The sequence below is a fragment of the Achromobacter sp. NPDC008082 genome (assembly GCF_042957345.1).
Lineage (GTDB): Bacteria > Pseudomonadota > Gammaproteobacteria > Burkholderiales > Burkholderiaceae_B > Achromobacter > Achromobacter kerstersii_A.
This window is the reverse complement of the sequence record NZ_JBIBIB010000001.1, coordinates 1,553,259-1,575,401: the sequence shown is the minus strand read 5'-3', so window position 1 is coordinate 1,575,401 and position 22,143 is coordinate 1,553,259. Positions and strand designations below refer to the sequence as shown.

General features: G+C 62.9%; 21 protein-coding genes and 1 rRNA gene. 9 read left to right on the top strand and 13 right to left on the bottom strand.

All coding sequences use genetic code 11. From position 1 onward, the window contains the following. Positions 1-65, bottom strand: a 16S ribosomal RNA gene (locus ACFZAI_RS07130); the annotation flags it as partial. Positions 66-1,117: 1,052 nt separating this feature from the next. Further along, on the bottom strand, positions 1,118-1,444 hold the full coding sequence (locus ACFZAI_RS07125; RefSeq protein WP_391566238.1) for a hypothetical protein: 327 nt from the start codon (positions 1,442-1,444) through the stop codon (positions 1,118-1,120). A 126-nt stretch (positions 1,445-1,570) separates the two neighbouring features. Here ACFZAI_RS07125 and ACFZAI_RS07120 point away from each other — a divergent pair, with 126 nt between their 5' ends. Next, on the top strand, positions 1,571-2,494 hold the full coding sequence (locus ACFZAI_RS07120; protein WP_391566237.1) for a LysR substrate-binding domain-containing protein: 924 nt from the start codon (positions 1,571-1,573) through the stop codon (positions 2,492-2,494). A gap of 47 nt (positions 2,495-2,541) precedes the next feature. Here the strand turns inward: ACFZAI_RS07120 and ACFZAI_RS07115 are convergent, their stop codons facing one another. Then, positions 2,542-4,059 carry an acetyl-CoA hydrolase/transferase family protein gene (locus ACFZAI_RS07115; RefSeq protein WP_391566236.1) on the bottom strand — a complete coding sequence of 506 codons (1,518 nt, stop codon included), beginning with the start codon at positions 4,057-4,059 and terminating at the stop codon, positions 2,542-2,544. A gap of 241 nt (positions 4,060-4,300) precedes the next feature. Between ACFZAI_RS07115 and ACFZAI_RS07110 the strand changes: the two genes are divergently transcribed. Beyond that, positions 4,301-5,218 carry a LysR family transcriptional regulator gene (locus tag ACFZAI_RS07110; protein WP_391566235.1) on the top strand — a complete coding sequence of 306 codons (918 nt, stop codon included), beginning with the start codon at positions 4,301-4,303 and terminating at the stop codon, positions 5,216-5,218. Positions 5,219-5,444: 226 nt separating this feature from the next. Then, positions 5,445-7,898, top strand: coding sequence for a DUF3772 domain-containing protein (locus ACFZAI_RS07105; protein WP_391566234.1), 2,454 nt, complete (start codon positions 5,445-5,447; stop codon positions 7,896-7,898). A gap of 13 nt (positions 7,899-7,911) precedes the next feature. Here ACFZAI_RS07105 and ACFZAI_RS07100 read toward each other — a convergent pair whose 3' ends face one another. From ACFZAI_RS07100 to ACFZAI_RS07090, 3 genes are all read right to left on the bottom strand, one after another. Further along, the gene (locus tag ACFZAI_RS07100) at positions 7,912-8,685 is read right to left on the bottom strand and encodes a hypothetical protein (protein WP_391566233.1); all 774 of its coding nucleotides are present in this window, start codon (positions 8,683-8,685) and stop codon (positions 7,912-7,914) included. A gap of 44 nt (positions 8,686-8,729) precedes the next feature. Continuing rightward, positions 8,730-9,206, bottom strand: coding sequence for a hypothetical protein (locus ACFZAI_RS07095; protein WP_391566232.1), 477 nt, complete (start codon positions 9,204-9,206; stop codon positions 8,730-8,732). Between the two features lie 388 nt (positions 9,207-9,594). Next, positions 9,595-9,984, bottom strand: coding sequence for a hypothetical protein (locus ACFZAI_RS07090; RefSeq protein WP_391566231.1), 390 nt, complete (start codon positions 9,982-9,984; stop codon positions 9,595-9,597). Between the two features lie 105 nt (positions 9,985-10,089). Here ACFZAI_RS07090 and ACFZAI_RS07085 point away from each other — a divergent pair, with 105 nt between their 5' ends. After that, positions 10,090-10,380, top strand: coding sequence for an antibiotic biosynthesis monooxygenase (locus tag ACFZAI_RS07085; RefSeq protein WP_020926874.1), 291 nt, complete (start codon positions 10,090-10,092; stop codon positions 10,378-10,380). 3 nt (positions 10,381-10,383) lie between these two features. On the opposite strand, the gene ACFZAI_RS07080 is transcribed toward ACFZAI_RS07085, so the two are convergent. The 6 genes from ACFZAI_RS07080 to ACFZAI_RS07055 all read right to left on the bottom strand — a co-directional run bounded on the left by ACFZAI_RS07080 (position 10,384) and on the right by ACFZAI_RS07055 (position 15,510). Further along, complete coding sequence (locus tag ACFZAI_RS07080) at positions 10,384-10,743, bottom strand: nucleotide pyrophosphohydrolase (protein ID WP_391566230.1); 360 nt, start codon at positions 10,741-10,743, stop codon at positions 10,384-10,386. Positions 10,744-10,782: 39 nt separating this feature from the next. Beyond that, positions 10,783-11,448: a PolC-type DNA polymerase III gene (locus ACFZAI_RS07075; protein ID WP_391566229.1), complete on the bottom strand. Its 666-nt coding sequence runs from the start codon at positions 11,446-11,448 to the stop codon at positions 10,783-10,785. Positions 11,449-11,452: 4 nt separating this feature from the next. Next, positions 11,453-11,677, bottom strand: a complete 225-nt coding sequence (locus ACFZAI_RS07070) for a DUF1653 domain-containing protein (protein WP_391566228.1) — start codon at positions 11,675-11,677, stop codon at positions 11,453-11,455. Positions 11,678-11,766: 89 nt separating this feature from the next. Further along, on the bottom strand, positions 11,767-13,242 hold the full coding sequence (locus ACFZAI_RS07065; protein WP_391566227.1) for a methyl-accepting chemotaxis protein: 1,476 nt from the start codon (positions 13,240-13,242) through the stop codon (positions 11,767-11,769). Between the two features lie 445 nt (positions 13,243-13,687). Beyond that, positions 13,688-14,398 carry a glutathione S-transferase gene (locus ACFZAI_RS07060; protein ID WP_391566226.1) on the bottom strand — a complete coding sequence of 237 codons (711 nt, stop codon included), beginning with the start codon at positions 14,396-14,398 and terminating at the stop codon, positions 13,688-13,690. 26 nt (positions 14,399-14,424) lie between these two features. Further along, entirely contained in the window at positions 14,425-15,510 is a 1,086-nt protein-coding gene (locus tag ACFZAI_RS07055) for a GlxA family transcriptional regulator (RefSeq protein WP_391566225.1), read from the bottom strand. A gap of 144 nt (positions 15,511-15,654) precedes the next feature. Here ACFZAI_RS07055 and ACFZAI_RS07050 point away from each other — a divergent pair, with 144 nt between their 5' ends. Genes ACFZAI_RS07050 through ACFZAI_RS07030 form a run of 5 tightly spaced genes read left to right on the top strand, consistent with a single transcriptional unit; the run spans position 15,655 to position 20,471 of the window. Next, positions 15,655-16,707, top strand: a complete 1,053-nt coding sequence (locus tag ACFZAI_RS07050; RefSeq protein ID WP_391566224.1) for an ABC transporter substrate-binding protein — start codon at positions 15,655-15,657, stop codon at positions 16,705-16,707. A gap of 13 nt (positions 16,708-16,720) precedes the next feature. After that, the gene (locus ACFZAI_RS07045) at positions 16,721-17,773 is read left to right on the top strand and encodes an ABC transporter ATP-binding protein (RefSeq protein WP_391566223.1); all 1,053 of its coding nucleotides are present in this window, start codon (positions 16,721-16,723) and stop codon (positions 17,771-17,773) included. Next, positions 17,770-18,618 carry an ABC transporter permease gene (locus ACFZAI_RS07040; protein WP_391566222.1) on the top strand — a complete coding sequence of 283 codons (849 nt, stop codon included), beginning with the start codon at positions 17,770-17,772 and terminating at the stop codon, positions 18,616-18,618. Before ACFZAI_RS07045 ends, ACFZAI_RS07040 begins: the two co-directional genes overlap by 4 nt. Beyond that, a complete protein-coding gene (locus ACFZAI_RS07035; RefSeq protein ID WP_391566221.1) occupies positions 18,615-19,406 on the top strand; it encodes an ABC transporter permease in 792 nt (263 codons plus the stop codon). Before ACFZAI_RS07040 ends, ACFZAI_RS07035 begins: the two co-directional genes overlap by 4 nt. A gap of 51 nt (positions 19,407-19,457) precedes the next feature. After that, positions 19,458-20,471 carry a proline racemase family protein gene (locus tag ACFZAI_RS07030; RefSeq protein ID WP_006227860.1) on the top strand — a complete coding sequence of 338 codons (1,014 nt, stop codon included), beginning with the start codon at positions 19,458-19,460 and terminating at the stop codon, positions 20,469-20,471. 58 nt (positions 20,472-20,529) lie between these two features. Here ACFZAI_RS07030 and ACFZAI_RS07025 read toward each other — a convergent pair whose 3' ends face one another. After that, on the bottom strand, positions 20,530-22,128 hold the full coding sequence (locus tag ACFZAI_RS07025) for a GMC family oxidoreductase (RefSeq protein WP_391566220.1): 1,599 nt from the start codon (positions 22,126-22,128) through the stop codon (positions 20,530-20,532). Positions 22,129-22,143: the final 15 nt, after the last annotated feature.

Sequence of the window (22,143 nt, the reverse complement as noted above, 5' to 3'; positions counted from 1 at the left end):
TCGACTTGCATGTGTAAGGCATCCCGCTAGCGTTCAATCTGAGCCAGGATCAAACTCTTCAGTTTAATCTCTGTATTTGTTTCGTATTCTTGGTCCGAATAAATCCGAACCAGGTCATACGTCGCTACTCAAAGGAAGTGAGGTATGTTCTTAAACTTGACGTCTAAGGTACTTCACTTCTAGTGAGCACTTGATTTCATTGTGCTTGTGACCGAAGTCACGATGCACTCGCATCAAGCGCCCACACTTATCGGTTGTTTAATTGTTAAAGAGCGGTACTGCTAAATTCTTTACTGCTACTTGCTGAACCCGCCAGCGTCGCTGCGGCTTTTGCCTTGCGTCGCTTGCTGTTTTCAACAGCAGAGAAGCGAGATTATGAAGGAGTTTTTATCGCTTGTCAAGTCAGCTTCGTTTCGCCTTTCGGCTCACTCAACCGCCTTGCCTGCAACCCCTTCAGGTCTGCCTCTCTTTAGCAGCTATCGAAATATCAGGGTAAACCCTAAGTTTTCGGCAACTGCCAAGCCTGAAACTATAACACAACTTTTGCAGATTATGCAACCGGCTTTTGCCTAATTTGCATCCTATCTTGCAACCCGCCGCTTTTGCTTTCGCACTAGCTTTGGCCCTGAATTCAGGGGCTGGTTACTGCTCAGGTGGCTAGCAACTTGATTCGGGTAAACCCTAAATCTTCATCACCAGCCAAGCCCAAGACTATAGCACGATTTTTGCAGATTGTGCAACTGGCTTTTGCCTAATTTGCCGCAATCCTTGCAATAACCGCTTAGAGCTCATTTCTGAGTCCTCGCGGCAGGCTTGGCTTGTTTCCCCTTCTGGAGACCCCTGCTTGGCCTGTTGCGCTTGCCTTGTCTTCGCGGTTCAAACTGTCTGAACTGCGAAGGAGCGAGACTATAGCACAAGTTTTTGCGCTGTCATGTCCGTGCAGCAAATATTTCTACTGAACTGTACTGCCGCCAAACGGGGAGACGCCCCTCTATATATATAGAGGCCCCCAACGTGGCACTTCTCCCTATATAGAGAGCCCCTCAACCTGGCACTTCTCTCTATATATATAGAGAGGCGAATTTGGCTCTGGACCGCCGCCCATCGACAATGGCGCCTACCAGCGCATGTAGTCTGCATCCCGCAGGCGGCTAAGCTCGCGATGAAGGGTGGTTTCGTTCACCAGCCAGTCCGGTACCCCGATGTCTTGCATGATATGCGGGTCCATATCGGCGGCCTGGTTACGCATGCGTGTCTTCAGCCGCCATTGCCGGACCGCAGCAATCAGCTTGCCCAGCAGCCCACCCATAGCGCGCGTCTTATGCGGGGCATCCGCCGTCACCGCCACCGAAGCGGGGGCAGCGAACGGCGCAGGCACTTGTTGGGAGGGTTTGGCAGCAGACTCAAAGAGAGAGGAAGAGGCAATGCAAGGTTGGGCGGACATAATCGGCTCCTTGGTTTCCGACGTTTTGGTTAGCGTAATCGCCCAATACCCGGGTGAAAATCGAATTGTTTTTGGGCTATTGGTCAGCTAAGCTAACCGAATCGATTTTTCCCCTGAAAGCCCGCCATGCGCTTGCCTCTGAATACCCTGCCCGCCTTCCGAGCCGTTGCCGAATTGCAAAATTTGCGCGCCGCAGCCGATCGGCTCCACCTGACACACAGTGCCGTGAGCCAGCAGATCAAAGGTCTTGAGGAGCAATTGGGCTTCCCTTTGTTTGAACGCAGCGGGCGCGGGATTGTGCTGAATAGCGCGGGCGCCGCGCTGTTGTGCAGTGTGCAAAGCGCCCTATCGTTGCTGGACGAAGGGGTCATGGCCGCAGCCGCGGCGGCCACCGGCAGCGAACAGCGCCTGCGCGTGTCGGTCCTGCCCTCTTTTGCGCAACGCTGGCTCTTGCCGCGCATGAGCCGGTGGCGCTTGCGGAATCCTGGCGTATCGCTGGAGATTGAAACGTCGCAGCAAGTCGTGGACTTGGTGCGCGATGGTTTTCATGCGGCGCTTCGGTTTGGACGCGGCCCGTGGGCGGGCACCGAATCCGAGCCGCTATTTGATATGCCGTTACCCCTGATTGCGCTGGCCTCGCCGGAAACGGCGGCCGCGCTGGAGGACAACTCGCCCCAAACGCTCGCGCGTCAGCCCTTGCTGGGGGAACGCGAGATGTGGCAGCACTGGTTCAACGCGGCGGGTGTGCGCACGCCGGTCACGCCGGTGGCGACCTTCAACGATGCGGGGATGATGCTGCAAGCCGCCGAACAGGGGCTGGGCATCACGCTGGGGCGCGAACTCCTTGCCGCGGACGCGCTATGCGCAGGCAGATTGGTGCGGATATCGCCGATGAGCGTGCATTACGAACAGGCGCAAACCTATCACCTGGTCTACCCGCCCAGCCTGCGCGACTGGGCGCCGCTGGTGGCGCTCAAGCAATGGCTGCACGAAGAGCTGGAATTGTCCCGCTGCGCGCTTGTCACGACGCAGCCGGAATCCGACGCCTAGACGGCTCCTGGCGGACGCCGAGACGGCGGCGGCAAAAACGTGCGGGTTCAGGCCGCCTTGCGTGCCGTGGGCTTCGCGGGCTGCATGGAATCCGTTTCGTTGAAACGCTGATGCCAGGAAAATGCCTCTTCCAGCAGATGGGGCGTTTGGCCGCCGCGCTGGCAGGCGCGGTCGAAATAGTCTTGCAGCGCCGCGCGATAAGACGGATGCACGCAGTTCTGGATGATGGCGCGGGCGCGTTCGCGCGGCGCCAAGCCACGCAGGTCGGCCAAGCCGCATTCGGTGACCAGCACGTCCACATCGTGCTCGGTGTGATCCACGTGGGACACCATGGGCACCACGCTGGAGATGTCGCCGTTTTTGGCCATGGATTTCGACACGAAGATCGCCAGATGCGCATTGCGCGCAAAGTCGCCCGACCCGCCGATGCCATTCATCATGTGCGTGCCGCCCACGTGCGTGGAATTCACGTTGCCGTAAATATCGAATTCCAACGCCGTGTTGATGGCGATGATGCCCAGACGGCGCACAAGCTCGGGCGCATTGCTGATTTCCTGCGGCCGCAGCACGATGCGTTCGCGGTAGTGCTCCATGTTGGCCAGGATCTTGTCATAAACAGGTTTGGACACCGTGATCGACGAGGCCGACGCGAACGCGAGCTTGCCCTGGTCCAGCAATTCAATCGCGCTGTCTTGCAGCACTTCGGAGTACATCGTCAGGTTATCGAAGTCCGAAGACTCAAAACCATGCAGCACCGCGTTGGCGATCGTGCCGATGCCCGCCTGCAACGGCAGCAGCGCGTTGGTCAGGCGGCCCGCGTCCACTTCGCCCCGCAGGAACGTATTGATGTGCCCGGCGATGGCGTTGGTTTCATCGTCCGGCGGCAAGGCGTTGGACGGGCTATCCGGCTCATGCGTGATGACGATGGCGGCGATCTTGCCGGGGTCCACTTCGATAAACGGCTGGCCAATACGTTGGTCCACCGACACCAAGCCAATCGGCTGGCGCGCGGGGCGGTCGGCCGGCACGTAGATATCGTGCAGGCCTTCGATGGCGGCGGGCACGCCCACGTTCAGTTCGATGATGATTTTGTCCGCCTGCTGCGCGAACGATGCCGAATTGCCGACCGACATCGTCGGCACGATGGCGCCGGTTTCGGTGATGGCGGCCGCCTCGATGATGGCGACGTTGATGCGGCCCAGATGACCCGCGCGCAATTGCTCGACCGTTTCAGACAAGTGCTGGTCAATGAAGGCGATGTCGCCCTGGTTGATCTTGCGGCGCAGCGTAGTGTCGACCTGAAACGGCATGCGGCGCGCCAGGGCATTGGCTTGCGCCAACATCTTGTCGGTGTCGTGGCCCAGCGACGCGCCCGTGATCAGCGTGATCGACAGCGGTTCGCGTTCGGCGCGGCTGGCCAGGGCCGCCGGCACAGACTTACAGTCTCCCGCGCGCGTGAAACCGCTCATGCCGACGGTCATGCCGTCCTGAACCAGCAAGGCCGCCTGCTCGGCGGATGTGATCTTGGCGTGCAGCCCAGGGTGGCGAATACGGTCCAGATGCATGATGTCTCCAAATTTAAAGGCCAACGGCTTGCGGCCGGGCGCGGCGATGCCGCCTGCGAGCCCGGACGCCGTCTGTCGCGGCGTTTCCCGATATCCCGGTGCTGGCGCATGCCCACCCCGGAATGAATTTTCGGCAGTATAGGAACGCCGGCTCAAATCTCGTAATGACTTAAAATCATTCAATCCAGTCGTTTTTTTCATTGATTGATGGTTTTGCGCGCCATGCGCCCAGGAGCCCGGAATGGATGTGCGCGCATTGCGGTACTTCGTCGAAACGGTTCGGCATGCCAGCTTTACGCAGGCGGCGAAGGCCTTGTTCGTTACGCAGTCCACCGTCAGCAAGATGATTCGCCAGCTGGAAGAAGAAGCCGGCACGCCGCTGCTGATCCGCGACGGCCACACCGCCCGCCCGACCGATACCGGGCGCGTCATGTACCAGCGCGGTTTGCAGGTGCTGGAGACCATGCGGCAGTTGTCCGAGGAATTGCGGCAGACCGCCGACTTGCATCGTGGCGCGCTGGAAGTCGGCATTCCGCCGATGATCAATCTGCTGTTCACGCCGGTGGTGAAGCGCTTTCGCGAGCTGCATCCCGGCATCCACCTGACGCTGCGCGAAGGCACGGGCCAGGCGGTTGAAGGCCTGGTGGCCAGCGGCGAACTGGAAGTCGGCGCCACGATTCTGCCCATTGCGGCCGATAGCGGCCTGACGGCGCAGGCGTTCGGCAGTTATCCGATCTGGGTCATCGGCCCGCCCGACGCGCCGTGGGCCGGGAAGACGTCCCTGCCCTTGAGCGCCCTGCGCGACACCCGGCTGCTGATTCCCACCGATGACTTCGCCATCACGCGCCGCTTGCGGCAAGCCTTTGCCGACGCCGGGTTTCAACCCAGCATCGCGGCGCAAAGCGCGCATTGGGACTTTTTGGTGGCGATGGCATCTGCCGGGCTTGGCGTGGCGCTCTTGCCCGAACCGCTGATGCAGCGCATGAAGACGCGGGGCCTAAGCACGGCCAAGCTGGCCAAGTCAGGCATGCAGTGGGAAGTGGGCCATATCTGGCTGCAATCGGGCTATTTGTCGTTTGCCGCCCGTGCGTGGTTGGACGTCTGTGATTCCGTGCTGGGCAAACCCAGGAAGGCTCTGCCCCGAGGCCTCATCGCCTGAGCCCAGTTGAATCCCTGGTAAATGTGGGTTGCCAAGGGCGCCCCCACGGCCCTGCCGCGTCGGCCTTAGCGTCGATCCGGCCCTTTTTCTGCACCCGGCGCATTGAGGCAACACGCCTCCGTACCGATACAAAAAAACAGGGGACAAAGCACTAGTTTTTGTTGCAACGGACGGGGGCCAATGGCGTTATGCTGCCGCCTCGACGCGAGTGCCTCGCCCTTAGAAAATGACCCAGATCAGCCTCCCCTTGTTCTTGCGCGCCCGCCGCATCCGCACGCCCCATTTCGCCGCAATGCTTGCGGCGTTGTTCCTGACGCTCTGTCTATTGCCGGCGTTTGCGGCGCCGCCCGCCACGCCCGCTGAAACGGAAACCGTGCTGGCTGCCGCCCGCAAGCAAATCGACGACATCCGCAAGCGCATTGCGGACGAAACCGACGACGCCACGCTGATGCAGCAACGCAGCGACGCCCTCGATATTCAATCCAAGGCGGACGCGGCCAGCGAAGCGCTGACCCCGCAACTGGCCAGCGTGACCGCCCGGCTCAGTGAATTGGGATCGCCCCCGGAAGGCGCCAAGGAAGCGCCCGATGTCGCCGCCCAGCGCATGCAGCTGGAGAAAAACAGCCGCGCGCTGGATGCGCAGATCAAACTGGCGCGCCTCTTGTCCGTGGATGCCGCGCAGACCGCCGAACAGGTGTCGGCGCAACGCCGCAAGCAATTCCAGGCGCGCCTGGGCGAACGCCGCGATTCATTCCTGTCCGGCCAGTTCTGGAAGGAGTTCCGCGAAGAGTTTCCGAGCGACCTGGAACGGCTGGAAGCCTTGGGCACCGACTTGTCCACCGCCGTTGGCCAGACGCCCAAATGGGGATGGCTGCTGCTGCTGGCCGCAGCCGCGGGCGTGATTGCGCTGCGCGTCTGGATCGGCCGGCTCATCTTGCGTCTGACCGCCACGCGGGTGCCGCCGGGACGGCTGCGCCGCTCGTTCCTGGCGGTGGCGCAAGTGGTGCTGTCAGTGGCCACGCCGGGCCTGGTCGCGCTGCTGATCCAGACTGGCCTGGACTGGAACTCCCAGCTTTCGGACAACACCTCCGCGCTGCTCGTAACGCTGGTGGCTACCGTGTGTTTTGGCGGATATGTGTCCGGGATGGGCAATGCGCTGCTGTCGACGCATCGCCCATCATGGCGCCTGCCGCCCATCAGCGACGCGGTTGCCACGCGGCTGCGCTGGCTGCCTAACTTGCTGGGCACGCTGGTGGTGATGATCTGGCTGGCGGAACGCCTGCCCGTGTTGCTGAATGCGAGCCTGACCACGACCATCACGCTGACGGGCATCGTCGCCGTGCTGATCATGGCGACGATGGGCGTCGTGTTGTCCATCAGCCGCCGCTTGCGCCGCCAGAGCATTCAAGAGAACGACGCGCCGGCGCCCTTCTGGATTTCGCTGCTGCTGGGCGCCGTCTGGACCGTGCTGATCCTGGGGCTGGCCAGCCTGCTGGCGGGCTATGTGGCCTTTGGCGCCTTCCTGGCCAAGCAAGTGTTGTGGGTGCTGATTATTCTGGCCTCCGCCTACCTGCTGTCCACGCTGATCGAAGACGGCTTCAGCACGCTGCTTGGCACGTCGCACCGCGAAGGCGAAAACGAAGGCCCCAGCCTGCGCGATCAGGCGGCCGTGCTGTTGTCCGGGGTGGGCCGTGTGGCCGTGGGCCTGCTGGCAGTCATCCTGCTGCTGGCTCCGTTTGGCGAAGGGCCGATGGATTTGATCCAGCGGTTTGATCAGTTGCGCAAAGGCCTGGCGATTGGTGAAGCGCAGATCCGCCCCGGCGCGGTATTGCAGGCGCTGATCGTGCTGGCCTTGTCGCTGCTGAGCGTGAAGATGCTCAAGCGCTGGTTGTCGAACCGCTACCTGCCCACCACCGAGCTGGACCCGGGCATGCAGTTGTCGGCCGCCACCTTGTTCGGCTATGCCGGTTTTGTTATCGCGTTTGCCTTGTCGCTGTCAGCGGCCGGCATCGGCTTGGAACGCGTGGCGTGGATTGCCAGCGCGCTGTCGGTGGGTATTGGTTTTGGCTTGCAAGCGGTGGTGCAGAACTTCGTGTCGGGCCTGATCCTGCTGGCCGAACGCCCCGTCAAAGTGGGTGACTGGGTATCGCTGGGCGGCGTCGAAGGCGACATTCTGCGCATCAACGTGCGCGCCACGGAAATCCAGATGGGCGACCGCTCGACCGTGATCGTGCCGAACTCCGAGTTCGTGACGAAGACGGTGCGCAACGTGACGCGGTCGAATCCGCTGGGCCTGGTGCAGATCAAGCTGCCGCTGCCGCTATCGACCGATGCCGAGCAAGTGCGTGAACTGATCTTGCAGGCGTTTGGCGATCACGAGGACGTGCTGGACACGCCCGCCCCCAATGTGTTCCTGGACGGCATCGAAAACGGCCATCTGATCTTCAACGCGAAGGGTTATGTGTCGTCGCCGCGCGCCGCTTATGGCGTGCGCAGCGCGTTGCTCTTCACCGTGCTCAAGCGGCTGAACGATGCGGGCCTGGAGGTATCGTCGCCGCCCACCATGTTGCTGGCTTCCGCGCCGCAGGCCGTCGGGCTTGCCCCGGGCGGGGACACCCCAAGCGGGGTTGCCCCTGGCGGGAGTGCGCCCGGCGGGGTCGCGCCGCCGGCCTCCAGCTGATCGAGGGCGTGGCTTAGCCCGGCGAATACAGGTCCGCGAACTTCTGGCGATCCAGACGCGGGTTGCGCAGGGGGGGCGACGCCAGCGCCGTGGCTTGCGCCGTCTGCACCGGATACACCTGCACCGGCGCCACCGTGACGGGCAACTGCGCTTGTGACGGCAATTGCGCTTGCGACTGCAACGGCGGCTGCACCTGGGGCTGAACCTGGGGCTGCAATTGCGACTGCAATTGCACGGGCGCGGCGGGCGCACCAGCGGCGGTCGACGTCGGCGCGGATTGCGCAACCGCCGTGGTGTCAAAGCGATGATCGGCCGTCGTCAGGGCGGGATTCGTACACAGCCCTTGCGCCACCAACGCGGCTTTGGTGCGGTCGTCGGTCTGGCACAGGATATCGATGGCCGCCGTCTCCAGACGGCGTGAACGGTCGGCGTCCTTGGTGGACGCGGCCGCCTGCATCGTGCGTTCGAAGTTGCGCCGCAGGCTGCATTTCTGGTCTTCGATCGGGATGGCGATGTTCATCCCGAACCCGACCACGGAACCGCCACCGCCGGCGGACACCATGCAGCTGTCCGACGAGAACGATCCATAAAAGCTCTGCCCGCCCACCGGCGGCACCGTCTTTACGGTGCTGGACCCGCTGTTGTTGGAGTTCAGCGTAATGCCCTGGTTGTTGCCGGCATTGGTCGAGCCTGACGACGCGGACGTCGTCGAACTGGAATTGCTGGTCTGCGCCATGGCCGTGCAAGCCGCAAGCGACAGAGAGACTGCAAGCACAATGTTCTTCATGATGTCCCCTCGCCCGGACGGCCGAAGCCGTCCGGATAATTGGGTCAGTGATTGAAACCACCGATGTGGCCCATCGAGCCCACACCGCCAATCGCCCCAAACGCGCCAATGTTTGCGGACGCGAATGTGCCCGTGGCCGACGCCTTGGTTTCCGTCTGGCCGAACGAGGCCCCGCCGTTGGCGATGCTATCGCCCACCATGATCGGCGCATTGCCCGACACGTGGCCGTAGGTTTCGCTGGTGGCGTACTGCCGCGTGCTGGTCACGACCGTGGTGCCGTCACGGTTGAACGTCCCGCCCACTTGCGCGACCCCGCCCGTTTCCCCAAACGAAGTCTGGCTGGACGAACCGTAGCCGTTGACCTGGGTAGCCACGACCGAACTGCCCGTGGAGATGGACGAGGCCGTGCCATTGATCGTGCCGGCATGGCCGGTGACAGACACGGACGGACCGCCTGGCCCACTGGCGTAGGCCGACGCGGCAAACAATGACAACGCTGCGACTGCTGCGAGCTTTTTCATTTGAGCTCCTCCTGATCCGTTTGAAGCGGATGCACAGGTGCCGGTGGCCGACCGGCGCGGACCGCTACGTCCTGGCTGCGCGCCTGACAACGACGTTGGGCGTGGGACTTTCGTATTGGTACGGAATGATTGCTCCGTCCTAGGCACGTCGATATCGGCTAAACGGGGGACCGCGTCTTTGTGGACGAGAACCACATGTAAAACATGCAGCGAAAAAGACGAACACGCGCTCGCGGCGCCATGCGTATGGCGGATGAAAGGCGCAGAGGATGCGCCCCGCGCCAACGCGCGGTTCAACTTTATGGATGGGAAGATGGCCCGCGCGCTCGGACAAGGCGGCTAGCGCACACGCCGACGGGCAAGTCGTTGATGACCTTTAGGCTTACTGTCAGCTTTGCTGTGCCGAGGCCACGCGGAAGAACTGCACAGCCTCACGCCGCGCCAGCCACAAGTCGCCCGCCACCAAGAGCAGCAGGAAACCGCATTCGGCCAGATCAAGATCGGCCAGCACGTGATAGCTGGCCAACAACACGATGCCCAATATTGCGGTCAACCAAGCGGGCCACGTTGACGGCAGCCCACGCAAGGGGCCGCGCACGCCTCGGTTCCAGCTCAACCATGCCATCAGCGGCAGGCACAGCATCGACAAGGGAATGTAGATGGCGATGGCCGACAGCACGACCACCACGCTGAACTGTGTGTGCAGCGACAAGGCCAGAAAAGCGATCACGCCAATAGCGGCATACCAGAGCAGGCGAACAGCAATAAGACGAGTCAAGGTTACGGCTCGAGGAGTCATCGGACAGGCTGGATTTGGAATTTTCAGCCATACTACTCCGGCCGGCCAGGACCACCCTGGCCCCAATTAATTGGAGACACCGTCATGATCCAGGAGATTGCCAGCATCCATGTCCGCGAAGGGCAGGAAGCGCTGTTCGAAGCAGGCGTTGCGCAGGCCAAGCCGCTGTTCTTGCGCGCGCGCGGCTGCCACGGCATGGAGCTGTATCGCAGCATTGAACAGCCGCAGCGCTACACGCTGGTCGTTGACTGGGAAACGGTGGAAAACCACATGGTGGATTTCCGTGAATCGGCCGACTTCCAGGAATGGCGCAAGCTGGTGGCGGGCTTTTTCGTAGAGCCGCCGCAAGTTCATCACGAACAGAAAGTGATCTGACGGCTACGCCTCTGCGGGCGGATCGTTGTACTTGCGCGCGCTGCCCGCAAAACGGTCCGCCGGATACTTCTGCGCGTTCTTCACCATCTTGCTCGACACCGCCGCGGCAATATCGATGCCCAACTGATCGGCCAACGCCACCAGATACATCTGCACGTCGGCGATCTCATCGGCCGCATCGGCCAGACGTTCCGGCGTCAAGGTGCGCGACTCCGCCTCGGTCAGCCATTGAAATAGCGATACCAGTTCGCCGGCTTCGCCCGACACCGCCATGGCCAAGTTCTTGGGCGAATGAAACGGCTGCCAATCGCGTTCGGCGGTGAAGGCCCGCAAAGCAAGTTTGATCTGTTCCAGGTCGGACATGAACGCTTCCCGAAAAATCAAAGCAAGCGGCGAAGGGAATCAGCCTTCGCCCGCCGCCAGGCGCGAATGGGCCGCCAGCGCCACCGCTACCGTGGTGCGCACGTCGGCTAACGCGCGGTGAGTCGGATTGGATGCGCCCACATGGCGCGCCAGAATTTCCAGCTTGTGCGACGGCAGTTCCGGCCAGGCATGGCGCGCCAAGGCCAGCGTGCAATGCGTGGGGTTGGCGAACGGCAGGCCGCTGCGGTCCGCCGCTGCGCCCAGGAACCGCCGGTCAAACGACGCGTTGTGGAAAAACACCGGCAGGTCTTCGACGAATTCAAGAAATGATGAAAACGCCTGCACCATCGGCACACCGTGGCGATCGACTTCCGCTTGGGTAATGCCGGTCAGCCGTGTGATGAAAGACGGCACGGGCGACATCGTGCGAACCACCTGGGTGTATTCCCGCGCCAACGTGCCGCACGTTTCGACGCGCACCGCCGCGAACTCCAGGATTTCACAAGTGGCCGTGGACAGGCCGGTGGTTTCCAAGTCGGCCACGATGAACGGGCCGCGCAGGGCTTGCAACGCGGATGCCAAAGCCACCGAGGCTTGGGTTCGGGCGCCCGTGCCGCGGCTGCTGGTTGCGCGCGGACGCGAGACGCCGGGCGCAAGCGTAGCCGTTACGCCGGGCGTGCGCGGACGCCGGTTGTAGAACGTCACGGCGTTACGACGCCGGGTGCAGCGGCGCAAAACGCGCCGAGCCATCCGCCAGCTTGCCGAAGAACAACGTTGCGGGCCGCACCCACAAGCCGCGCTCGTGCGGCCACAGATGTTCATACACCACCATCGATTCTTCGGTTTCGGAATGGCGGGCGGTGCCTACATACAGGTACAGGCCGCCTTTGTAATGGCGGTGCGAGGCAAGAGCCAGGGCTTCGGATTCAGTCATGGACGGGGCGCTACAAATAACGTGGCCCGGGCGGGAAGGTTCCGGCCCAGGCCTGGGATTCAGACAATACCGTCTTTATAGCGCAGTCTTCAATACCGCACGTACTCCAGCACGGGCTTGGGCGGCAGCGGCGTATTGGCCGCCGGCCTGGCGCGCACGGTGGCGGTTACCGGCTTGACGAAGCCGACATGCTGGCGCGCCGCCTGGGCATCCGCGGCCGCTTGCGTGGCCCGCAACGTCTGCGCGGCCTCGGCCGTCATCTGCGTGATGTCTTCGGTAACGTCGCCCAGCTTGGCGGACTGGGCGAGTGACACATTCACCACTTCCGCCATGATCTCCGTGACGCGGCGCGACGAGGCCACGATGTCTTCCATCGTCGCTCCTGCCGACTGCACCTGGCCCGCACCGCTTTCGATTTGCTCAACAGATGTCGTGATCAGCCCTTTGATTTCTTTGGCGGCCGCGGCGCTGTTCTGCGCCAGGCTGCGCACCTCGGCCGCCACCACGGCAAAGCCCTTGCCGTGCGTGCCTGCGCGGGCGGCTTCGACCGCCGCGTTCAGCGCCAGGATGTTCGTCTGAAAGGCGATGCCGTCCATGACGCCGATGATCTCGGAGATGCGGCGCGAGCTTTCGGTAATGGCGCCCATCGTCTGCACCACGCCCTTCACGGTCTTGCCGCCCTGCTCGGCGACCTGGCTCGCGTCCAACGCCAGCGCGTTGGCCTGGCTGGCGCGTTCGGCGTTTTCCGTCAGCCCTTGCACGGCCACCCGCAAGGTCTGCGCCGCGGTGAAGCGTTTGGTGATGTCGGTGGCGTACTTCACAACTTTGAAGGGCCGGCCCTCGGCGTCGAAGATGGGGTTGTAGCTGGCTTCGATCCAGACCTGCCTGCCGCCCTTGCCGATGCGCAGATACTGGCCCGTGTCGTATTCGCCGCTGCGCAGCTTGCGCCAGAATTCCTTGTAGGCCGCGCCGCGCGCTTCTTCCGGCCGCACGAACATACTGTGATGGCGACCTTCGACTTCCTCGGCCTGATACCCCACGGCGTTCAGGAACAGCTCATTGGCGCGGATGATCGTGCCATCGAGTTCAAACTCGATAATCGCCTGCACTTTTGAAATGGCGGCGAGCTGGCCTTCGGTATCTGCCTGCCGCTGCTGTTGTTCAGTGATGTCGGTGGCGTACTTGACCACTTTGAGCGGCCGGCCGCGCTTATCGAAAATAGGGTTATACGAGGCTTGCAGCCATACATCGCGGCCATCGCTGCGAACCCGGCGATATCGCCCCGCATCGTAGGCGCCCTGTCCCAGCTTGTGCCAGAACGCCGCGTACTCAGCGGATTCGCGTTCTTCGGGGTTGACGAACATGCAGTGATGCTGGCCCACAACCTCGTCCAGGGAATAACCCATGGTGTCCAGAAAATTCTGGTTGGCCATCAGCACGTGGCCTTGAAGATCGAATTCAATCACGGCTTGCGCCTTGTGAATCGCTTCGATCTGGCCGTAGAGTTCGGCCTTCGGCAGTTCGCGGTTTCCGCGAAATAGCCGGCTTAGAGTGATCCATTGCATGGTGGCGTCTCCTGCCAAGGATGGGACGACGTGGCTGACAAACCGCTAGCGAAATAGTCAAAACAAAACCGCTGGCGCGTCCCATGCGTAGGCAGTGCATGCCGCGCCGCATGCATAGCACCCTGCTGGTCCGTTGCCTTTGCGGTAACGGCAGGGTGGGAAAAAACATAAGCACTTCTGAATGTATCCGGTCGAAAATATTTAATCCTAAAAACCAGGCTTTCTCAACATCTTCCCGATAGCCATGTCAAAAAAATAATGATTCAGGGATTATTCAACTTGTGCTGAAAGCCCTGGCCCGCGCGGCAATCAGGGTTAATACGAAGCTACCCGGGCAATACTCGGAAAGGTGATTGAGTGGTCACATTTACACGCGGCAAATGACCCTATTATTTAACGCACTGAAAATAATTCGGGCCTTATCCTGCGGTATGTTCGCGCGCCCTCACGCTGCGTCCAGTTCCCGATACTGGCGAAAAATGCCATCGCCAAAGGCCAGCCGCCGGCTGCTGGAAAAATAGGGCTGCAACTCTGGCAACTGCGCCACGCGCGCATGTAGCGCCATCACATTCGGATAATGCGAAGCGACCGTGCCCATGCGCTTGGGAAAGGCGTAGAGCAAACCGTCAACCAGATGAAAGAGCGACAGGTCCACATACGTCCAGCGCTCGCCGCCCGCCAGCCAGGCGTTTGGCCCAGTCAGCACGCGTTCGAAATACCCCAGGAATTTCGGAATACGTTCATCGCGGAAACCTCGCGCACGCTGCGCGGCCGCCTCTTTCTGGTCTTCGTAATAGTCGTCGGCGGAAATGGGGTGATGTGTGTCATGCGCCTCGGTGACCATGTCGGCAATCGTCAATTGCAATTGATTCACCCAAAGCCGGCCTTCCAGGGAATCCGGCGCCAGCCCGTGTTTTTCACCCAGGAAGTAAAGAATGTTGGCCGTCTGGCCCAAGGTCATCTTGCCCGCCACCAGATAAGGCGGCGCAAACGGCGGATGCGCGCGTGGCGCTTGCATGTCGTCGATCAGCGACCTTTCCGATGCGCCCGGCTCGCGCGCCCGTTCGCGATACGCAATGCCGCCAGCCTCCAATGCCAGGCGCACAAATTCACCGCGCCCGGGAATACCGTCCCAATACCAAAGGTCGTAAGTCATGCCGTTCTCCTTGCGTGAGCCGAGGGCTACGCAAGAAACATACCGGCGTCGTCCTCTTGCCCGATAGCGGGTTGTTGGCCACGGGCCTGTTGATACTGCCTGGGAGATAGACCGAAGTGCGCACGAAAGTCGCGTGAAAAATGCGCGCCATCGGCAAAACCGCAATCCAGCGCAATCTGCGTGATGCTGGAAGGATTATTCAACAATAACCAGCTGCCGTATTCCAGCCGCAGTTGCCGCTGAAACGCCATGGGCGACATGCCGGTCGCCAACCGGAAGGCGCGTTCCAGTTGCCGGCGGCCCACGCCGACATAACGCGCAATGGCATCCAGCGGTGGCGGGTTGTCGATGCGCTGCTCGATGAAGTGCGCCGCCTGCCGCACGCGCAAGTCTTGAATGCCCGACAGGTCGGTGCGGAAATGCGCCTGCGGCACACGCCCCGGCCGCACGCCCTGAAGCATCATGTGCCGCATCGCCTGCTGCGCCTTGTCGCGCCCGCAATGCCGCGCCACCAGATACAAGGCCAGGTCGATCGCCGCCGTGGAGCCCGCGCACGAAATCAGGTCGCCTTCATCCACAAACAGCCGGTCGACCACGGCACGCGTCTGCGGGAAGCGTTCGCGAAACGCATCCAGCACATTCCAATGCACGCACACCGTGCGCGGCCCGATCACGTCCGCTTGCGCGAGCGCGAACGTGCCCGTGCAGATGCCCAGCAGCCGCACGCGTTGCGCGGCCGCCAGACGCAGCCAATCGCGCAGCGGTTCGGGCATGCGCCCGCTGATGTAGTCATTGCCGCCGCACACGGCAACGTAATCGAACTCGGCAGGATCGGCGGGCAGGCTATCGGCCACATCAATGGTCAGCCCCGCGCTTGAGCAACGCGGCTTGCCATCCCAGCTCATCACGCGCCACGCGGTATGGATCTGCCGGCTGCGTCCGCCGTGGTCGCCCGCCAGCCGCAACACATCCACCAAACCGGCGAACGCGGCCAGCGTGAATTGATCCATCAGCACGATGCCGACGGTCAGTGCGGGTTTCCCCCGAGGCAAGTCGTCGTCGCCATCTTCATAGGGAGACGTGGGAAAAGCGGGGGGTGCGGCGGCAGTCATGACGCAATTATTCAAGTTTTTGTCCCGTGCCTTCAAGCTCGTTTTCCCGGGGATCACCCAAGATGCAGTTATGGCAACGTCTTGGATCGTTTCGGCCACACGGACGGGCAGGACACGCCAATAAATCGACAAGGGGAATCCGACATGGCAACACCGAACCGCAGCGCACTGGGCGCCGCCTTGCTGGGCGCCGGGCTATTGCTGGCCACGCCAGCGATGGCGCAGCAGCAGAAGATCACCGTCGCCTGGTATGGCGGCAATTGGGGCGACGCCTTCCGCGCCTGCGTCGCCGACCCCTACACCAAGGCCACGGGCGTCACCGTGGTGCCGGAAGTGGGCACGTCGACCACCACGCTGGCCAAGCTGCAACAGCAGAAGAACGCGCCGACGATCGACGTCGCGTGGATGGACGGCGGCATCAGCGAACTGGCCGCGCAGGCAGGCGTGCTGGACACGCTGGAGCCCGCCGCCATTCCGAATCTGAAGAACGTGATTGAGCAGGGCGTGTACCGCAATGGCGATGCCGCCTATGCGGTCAGCACCGGCTATTACTCGCTGGGCATCACCTACAACACCAAGGAAGTGCCGCAAGCGCCGACCAGTTGGAAAGACCTGTGGAAGCCCGAGTACGCGGGCGCGGTCGCCGTGCCCTCGCCCGCGAATTCGTCTGGCGTGCCGTTCATCTTCTTCCTGGCCCGCGTCTTCGCCATCGACCCCTCCAATCTGGCGCCGCTCTACACCAAGCTGGCTTCGCTGGACACGGCCTTGTTCTTCGATAGCTCGGGCGCGGCCAGCAACGCCTATCAAAGCGGCGAAGCCATCATCGGCGCGCATTTCAACGTGGGCGCATGGGACTTGATCGACAAGGGCCTGCCCATCGGCTTTGCCGTGCCCAAGGAAGGCGCGTGGGCCACCGACGCCCGCCTGCATCTGGTCAAGGGTGCGCCCAACGCGGCCGCCGCCAAGCAATTCATCAATACGGCGTTGACGCCTGACGCCGCCGCATGCCTGGCCACGCGCTTGTATCTGGGCCCCGCCGTCAAGGACGTGCAGGTGCCCAAGGACGTGGCCCGCAAGCTGCCGTGGGGCGCGGAAGGCTCGGTCAAGAACTTGAGCCTGTTCGATTGGAACCTCATCAACAGCCGCCGCGCTGAAGTCACCGATGCGTGGAACCGCCAGGTTGCTCGCAAGCGCTAGGCCGGGGTCGAACATGTCTGCTTTGCTCACCATTGAAGGCGTGTCGATGCGCTTTGGCGCCTACCAGGCGCTGGACCATATCGACCTGGACATCCAGCAGGGGGAATTCGTGGCCCTGCTGGGGCCCAGCGGTTGCGGCAAGACCACTTTGCTGCGCTCGATTGCCGGCTTTCTGAAACCGGAATCGGGCCGCATTCTGATCGATGGCCAGGACATCAGCCGCCTGGCCGCGCACCACCGCCCGCTGAACACGGTCTTCCAGAACTACGCGCTGTTTCCCCACATGACCGTGCTGGAAAACGTGGCCTACGGCCCGCGGCGCCAAGGCGCCTCCAAAGCCGAGGCCGCGGAACGCGCGCGCGCAGCGCTGGACATGGTCGGGCTGGCGGACTTCGGCCCACGCTACCCTCGCGAAATGTCCGGCGGCCAACAGCAGCGCGTGGCGCTGGCGCGCGCCATCGTGAATCAGCCCAAGCTGCTGTTGCTGGACGAACCCTTGTCTGCGCTCGATTTGAAATTGCGCAAGCGCATGCAGCTGGAACTCAAGCATCTGCAAGCCAAGCTGGGCATCGCATTCATCTTCGTCACGCACGACCAGGAAGAAGCCATGACCATGGCCGACCGCGTGGTCGTCATGCATGCCGGCCGTATCGAGCAAGTGGGCGCAGGCACCGACATCTACCGTCAGCCCGCCACCCGCTTCGTCGCTGAATTCATCGGCGATGCGAACTTCATGGCGTTCACCGCAGCAGACAGCAACGCGTTGCGGCTGGACGCGCAGGGCCTGCGCGTGCCGCTGGCCGCCGCACCCGCCTTGTCGCGCGGCGTGGCGGTGCTGCGCCCCGAAGACCTGCGTTTGAGCGACGGCAGCGCCGACTGCCAGTTGACAGGCACCGTCACCGACGTCATCAACGTGGGCAGCCAGAGCATGATCCATGTCGACATCGGCGGCCAGACGGTCGTGGCGCGCCATGGCGGCATTGCGCCGTCGGGCTTGCGGACTGGCGCGGCCGTCAGCCTGGCGTTCGCGCCCGGACACCTGCATCTGATTGGTGAGCAGCCATGAACCGGCGCGCCTGGCTCTCACCCGGCCTGCTGCTGGCGGCCCCCGTGCTGTTTTTCGCGGCCTTCTTTCTGGCGCCGCTGGCGGTGGTGGCGTTGGCCAGTATCACGGGCGGCCCTGATGGCGCCACGCTGACCTTGCAGCAGTACACGCGCGTGCTGGCCGATCAATATCACTGGGACGTGATTCTGGTGACCTTCCGGCTGGCGTTCTTCACCACGGTCGTCTGCGTGATCCTGGGTTATCCGTTGGCCTGGTATCTGGTGCGCGTGGTGCGCTGGCAGGCGTGGCGGCGCTTCTGCGTCATCTTGCTGGTCGTGCCGCTGTTCACCAGCAACATCGTGCGCGCCTTTGGCTGGATGGTGCTGCTGGGCCGCAATGGCCTGGTCAATCAGGCGCTGGTGGGCATGGGCGCGGCCGACCGCCCCGTGCGCTTCATCGGCACCGAGCTGGGCATTTTGATAGGCATGGTCTATGTGCTGCTGCCGTTCGTGGTGCTGGCCGTGGGCAATGCGCTGGCCCGCGTGGACCCGGCGTGCGAACACGCGTCTGCCGACTTGGGCGCCAGCCCCGCCGCGACGTTCTTTCATATCACCTGGCCGTTGACGCTGCCCGGGGTCGTGTCCGGCGCCATCATCGTCTTCACGCTAGCCGTCAGCGCGTACGTGACGCCGGCGCTGCTGTCGGGCGGCCGCATCTCGGTGCTGTCCATGCTGATCTTCCAGCAATACAGCTCGGTGTTCGACTTCCATTACGGCGGCGCGCTGAGCATGGTGCTGCTGGTGTTCACCCTGATTCTGGTGGCGCTGGCCAACCGCGCCGCCACCTTGCCCGGAGCCGCACGATGATCGCCCGCCATCTGATCCGCCTGATCGCGCTGGCTGTGCTGGCCTATCTGGCCCTGCCGCTGATCGTGATCCTGGGTTCGTCGTTCACGGCCACGCCGTACCTGGCGTTTCCGCCGCAAGGCTGGACGCTGGAGTGGTATCGCACGCTGCTGGTCGAAGCCGGGTATATGGCGGCGTTCACCGCCAGCACGGTTTTGGCGCTGGCGGCAACGATTGTGGCGGTGCTGCTGACGGTGCCGGCCGCGCTGGCGGTGGCGCGCTACGAATTCCCCGGTAAGGCGGCGTTGACGTCGGTGCTGATGTCGCCGCTGGTGCTGCCGCACATCGTGCTGGGCGCGGCGCTATTGCAGTACGGCGCGTACTTCGGTTTGACGCGCAGCTTCCTGTCGCTGTTGATCGGGCACATCGTCATCATCGCGCCGTTCGTGCTGCGCTCGACGTTGACGTTGTTGACGCCCGAGCAGCGCGCGCTGGAGGAAGCGTCTGCCGACCTGGGCGCCAATCCCTGGACCACGTTCTTCCTGGTGGTGCTGCCGCAGATCCGCCCCGGCATCGTCACCGGTTCCATCTTTGCGTTCATCTCATCATGGATCAACGTGGAGCTTTCCATCTTCAACACAACGGCGGACCTGAACACCATCCCCGTCAAACTTTTCAACTATGTGCAGTACACGATTGATCCGACCATCGCAGCCGTATCGGGCGCCACGATTGTGGTTGCGGTGATCGCTATCGTCATTCTGGATTTGACCGTCGGGTTGGACATGCTGTCCGAACGCGGCAAATAGTCTCCCCCTTCCGCTTTTCCCCTTCATCCTACTTAGTCTGGAGCCACAGTCATGCGCAAGCAAGACGCGTTCGATGTCATCTATACCCATACCGAAGGCGAGCCCCTGTGCATCGTGCATAGCGGCATCCCCTACCCCGCCGGGTCCACCATCCTGGAAAAACGGGCCTTTCTGGAGCAGAACTACGACTGGCTGCGACAAGCGCTGATGCGCGAGCCGCGCGGCCACAAAGACATGTTTGGCGTGTTCCTCACGCCGCCGTCCAGCCCTGAATTCGACGCGGGCCTGATCTACATCGACGGCACCGAGTATTCACACATGTGCGGCCACGGCACCATTGCGGTCAGCATGGCGATGGTGGCCAATGGCCTGGTTGCCCGCGGCAAGGACGGCATCACGAAGATCCGCTTTGAAACCACGGCAGGGCTTGTCGTGTCGGAAGTGGCGTCCGAAGGCGACAACGTATTGTGGACGCGCTTTGAGAACGTGCCGGCTTACGTGGCGGCGCAAGACATCCCGGTAGAACTGCCGGGCTATGGCAAGCTGTCGGCCGACATCGTCTGGGGCGGCAACTACTTCGGCATCGTCGACTTGTCGGGCTGCGATCTGCGGATCTCGCCGGACAACGGCACCGAGCTGTCGCGCATGGGCTTGATCGTGCGAGATCAGTTGAACGCGCGCCACCGCATCCAGCATCCGACCGAGGCGCACATCAACAACCTGAACTTCATCACGTTCTGGCACCAGCCGACGATTGAAGGCGCGTTCTACAAGAACGTGCACGTGTTCAGCGCCGGCCAGTTGGACCGCTCGCCTGGCGGCACCGGCACCAGCGCCATGATGGCCATGTTCGAGGCGCGCGGAAAGATGGGCCTGAACCAGCCGATCAAGTCGGAAGGCCTGTTGGGCAGCGGCACGTTCGAAGGCTGCCTGCTGGGCGAAGTGGACCTGAACGGCACGCGCGCCGTGCGTCCCACGGTGAAAGGCACGGCCAGCATTCTGGGCACGGCACGCTGGGTGATCGACCGCAACGACCCTGTGGGCGCGGGGTTCTTGATTCGCTGACCGGCGCAAAAAAAAGCGCGCACGCCCTGACAGGCGTGCGCGCTTTGCTTTGTGGCCGTCACGCCGCCGCAGCGTCTTCCAGAATCATTTCCGCGCCCCGCTCGGCCACCATCATGACAGCGGCCTGCGTGTTGCCGGACACCATCTTCGGCATCACCGAGGCGTCCACCACGCGCAAGCCCGTCACGCCGTTCACACGCAGCCTGACGTCCGTGACGGCAGCCGCGTCCGACCCCATGCGGCAGGTGCCAATCGGGTGATAGATGGTCTGGCCGTTACGGCGGGCAAACTCCAGCCATTGCTCGTCGCTTTCAACCGCTGCGCCCGGGCTGACTTCGGCTTCAACATAACGTTGCATCGCGGGCTGCCCCACGATGCGGCGCGCGGCTTTCATGCCGCCCACAAGACTATCGCGGTCGATCTGCGCCGACAGGAAGTTCGGGCGGATCGACGGGCCGGTCAACGGGTCCGCCGACTTCAGGTGGATGGAGCCCACCGATTCCGGCCGCAACTGCGCCACCCCGATCGTCATGCCCGGATGGCGGTCCAGGATGCGCTCGGCGGCGTTGGCATAGCTTGCGTGTACAAAGAAAAATTGCACGTCTGGCGTAGGCAGACCCGGCGCGCTTTTGACAAAGCCATGCACGAGCCCGGTGCCTAGCGTCAGGATGCCGGTGTGACGCGTGTAGTAGCGCGCCACCTGTTGCGCCAGCCGCCAGCCGCGCGACATCTCGTTCAAGGTCACCGTGTTTTTCACGCGCCAATTCATGCGCGTGGCGAAGTGGTCGATGTAGTTCTCGCCCACCTGCGGCTGCGCGTGCACCAGCGCAATGTTGAACGATTGCAGCAACGCGGGGTTGCCCACGCCGGACAGCTCAAGCAACTGCGGCGATTGCACGGCCCCCATGCACAGCACCGTTTCGCGGCGCGCGCGCACCGTGTGCTCCTGCCCGTTCTGGCGGTACGTGACGCCCACGCAGCGCTTGCCTTCGAACACCAGCCGCGTCACATGCGCGCCGCATTCGACGCGCAGGTTCTTGCGCCCGGCGGCGGGCTTCATGTAGCCGTCCACCACGCTCCAGCGGCGGCCACGATGTTGCAGCACCTGGTAATAGCCCACGCCTTCCTGGTTGCCGCTGTTGTAGTCGGCGTTAAAGGGCTGGCCGTCTTCCTGCGCGGCGCGCAGAAACGCGTCGGATACGGGAAAGCGCTCGGCCACTTCCTCAAGATGCATGGGGCCGTTCTTGCCGCGCGTGTCACCGCCGGCATCGTAATGTTCGATCTTGCGGAACAGGCGCTCGGCCTGCGCATGCCCCCAGCCGGTCGCGCCCGCCGCTTCCCAGCCGTCGTAATCCTGAGGCTGGCCGCGCACGTAGATCATGCCGTTGATCAGCGTTGATCCGCCCACGCCCTTGCCACGCGGCACGGCGATGGTGCGTCCGTACACGTTGTCTTCCGGCTCGGTGGCGAAGCGCCAGTTGTAGTCGGGGTTCACCAGCAGCTTGGAAAAGCCCGCCGGGATGCCGATCCACATGCTGCGCGCCTCTTGCCCGGCTTCCAGCATCAGCACCCGATGCTTGCCATCGGCGCTGAGCCGGTTGGCCAGAATGCAGCCCGCCGTGCCGCCGCCCGCAATAATGAAGTCGTAATCCGCCATCGCTATTCACCGAAT

Bases quoted from the DNA above. Each gene is read 5' to 3' on its own strand.
- ACFZAI_RS07030 (WP_006227860.1), top strand. From the start codon at position 19,458: ATGCGCAAGCAAGACGCGTTCGATGTCATCTATACCCATACCGAAGGC.
- ACFZAI_RS07115 (WP_391566236.1), bottom strand. From the start codon at position 4,059: ATGCATCTGGACCGTATTCGCCACCCTGGGCTGCACGCCAAGATCACA.
- ACFZAI_RS07080 (WP_391566230.1), bottom strand. From the start codon at position 10,743: ATGTCCGACCTGGAACAGATCAAACTTGCTTTGCGGGCCTTCACCGCC.
- ACFZAI_RS07065 (WP_391566227.1), bottom strand. From the start codon at position 13,242: ATGCAATGGATCACTCTAAGCCGGCTATTTCGCGGAAACCGCGAACTG.
- ACFZAI_RS07085 (WP_020926874.1), top strand. From the start codon at position 10,090: ATGATCCAGGAGATTGCCAGCATCCATGTCCGCGAAGGGCAGGAAGCG.
- ACFZAI_RS07100 (WP_391566233.1), bottom strand. From the start codon at position 8,685: ATGAAGAACATTGTGCTTGCAGTCTCTCTGTCGCTTGCGGCTTGCACG.
- ACFZAI_RS07125 (WP_391566238.1), bottom strand. From the start codon at position 1,444: ATGTCCGCCCAACCTTGCATTGCCTCTTCCTCTCTCTTTGAGTCTGCT.
- ACFZAI_RS07070 (WP_391566228.1), bottom strand. From the start codon at position 11,677: ATGACTGAATCCGAAGCCCTGGCTCTTGCCTCGCACCGCCATTACAAA.
- ACFZAI_RS07040 (WP_391566222.1), top strand. From the start codon at position 17,770: ATGAACCGGCGCGCCTGGCTCTCACCCGGCCTGCTGCTGGCGGCCCCC.
- ACFZAI_RS07095 (WP_391566232.1), bottom strand. From the start codon at position 9,206: ATGAAAAAGCTCGCAGCAGTCGCAGCGTTGTCATTGTTTGCCGCGTCG.
- ACFZAI_RS07105 (WP_391566234.1), top strand. From the start codon at position 5,445: ATGACCCAGATCAGCCTCCCCTTGTTCTTGCGCGCCCGCCGCATCCGC.
- ACFZAI_RS07055 (WP_391566225.1), bottom strand. From the start codon at position 15,510: ATGACTGCCGCCGCACCCCCCGCTTTTCCCACGTCTCCCTATGAAGAT.
- ACFZAI_RS07120 (WP_391566237.1), top strand. From the start codon at position 1,571: ATGCGCTTGCCTCTGAATACCCTGCCCGCCTTCCGAGCCGTTGCCGAA.
- ACFZAI_RS07050 (WP_391566224.1), top strand. From the start codon at position 15,655: ATGGCAACACCGAACCGCAGCGCACTGGGCGCCGCCTTGCTGGGCGCC.
- ACFZAI_RS07060 (WP_391566226.1), bottom strand. From the start codon at position 14,398: ATGACTTACGACCTTTGGTATTGGGACGGTATTCCCGGGCGCGGTGAA.
- ACFZAI_RS07045 (WP_391566223.1), top strand. From the start codon at position 16,721: ATGTCTGCTTTGCTCACCATTGAAGGCGTGTCGATGCGCTTTGGCGCC.
- ACFZAI_RS07025 (WP_391566220.1), bottom strand. From the start codon at position 22,128: ATGGCGGATTACGACTTCATTATTGCGGGCGGCGGCACGGCGGGCTGC.
- ACFZAI_RS07110 (WP_391566235.1), top strand. From the start codon at position 4,301: ATGGATGTGCGCGCATTGCGGTACTTCGTCGAAACGGTTCGGCATGCC.
- ACFZAI_RS07035 (WP_391566221.1), top strand. From the start codon at position 18,615: ATGATCGCCCGCCATCTGATCCGCCTGATCGCGCTGGCTGTGCTGGCC.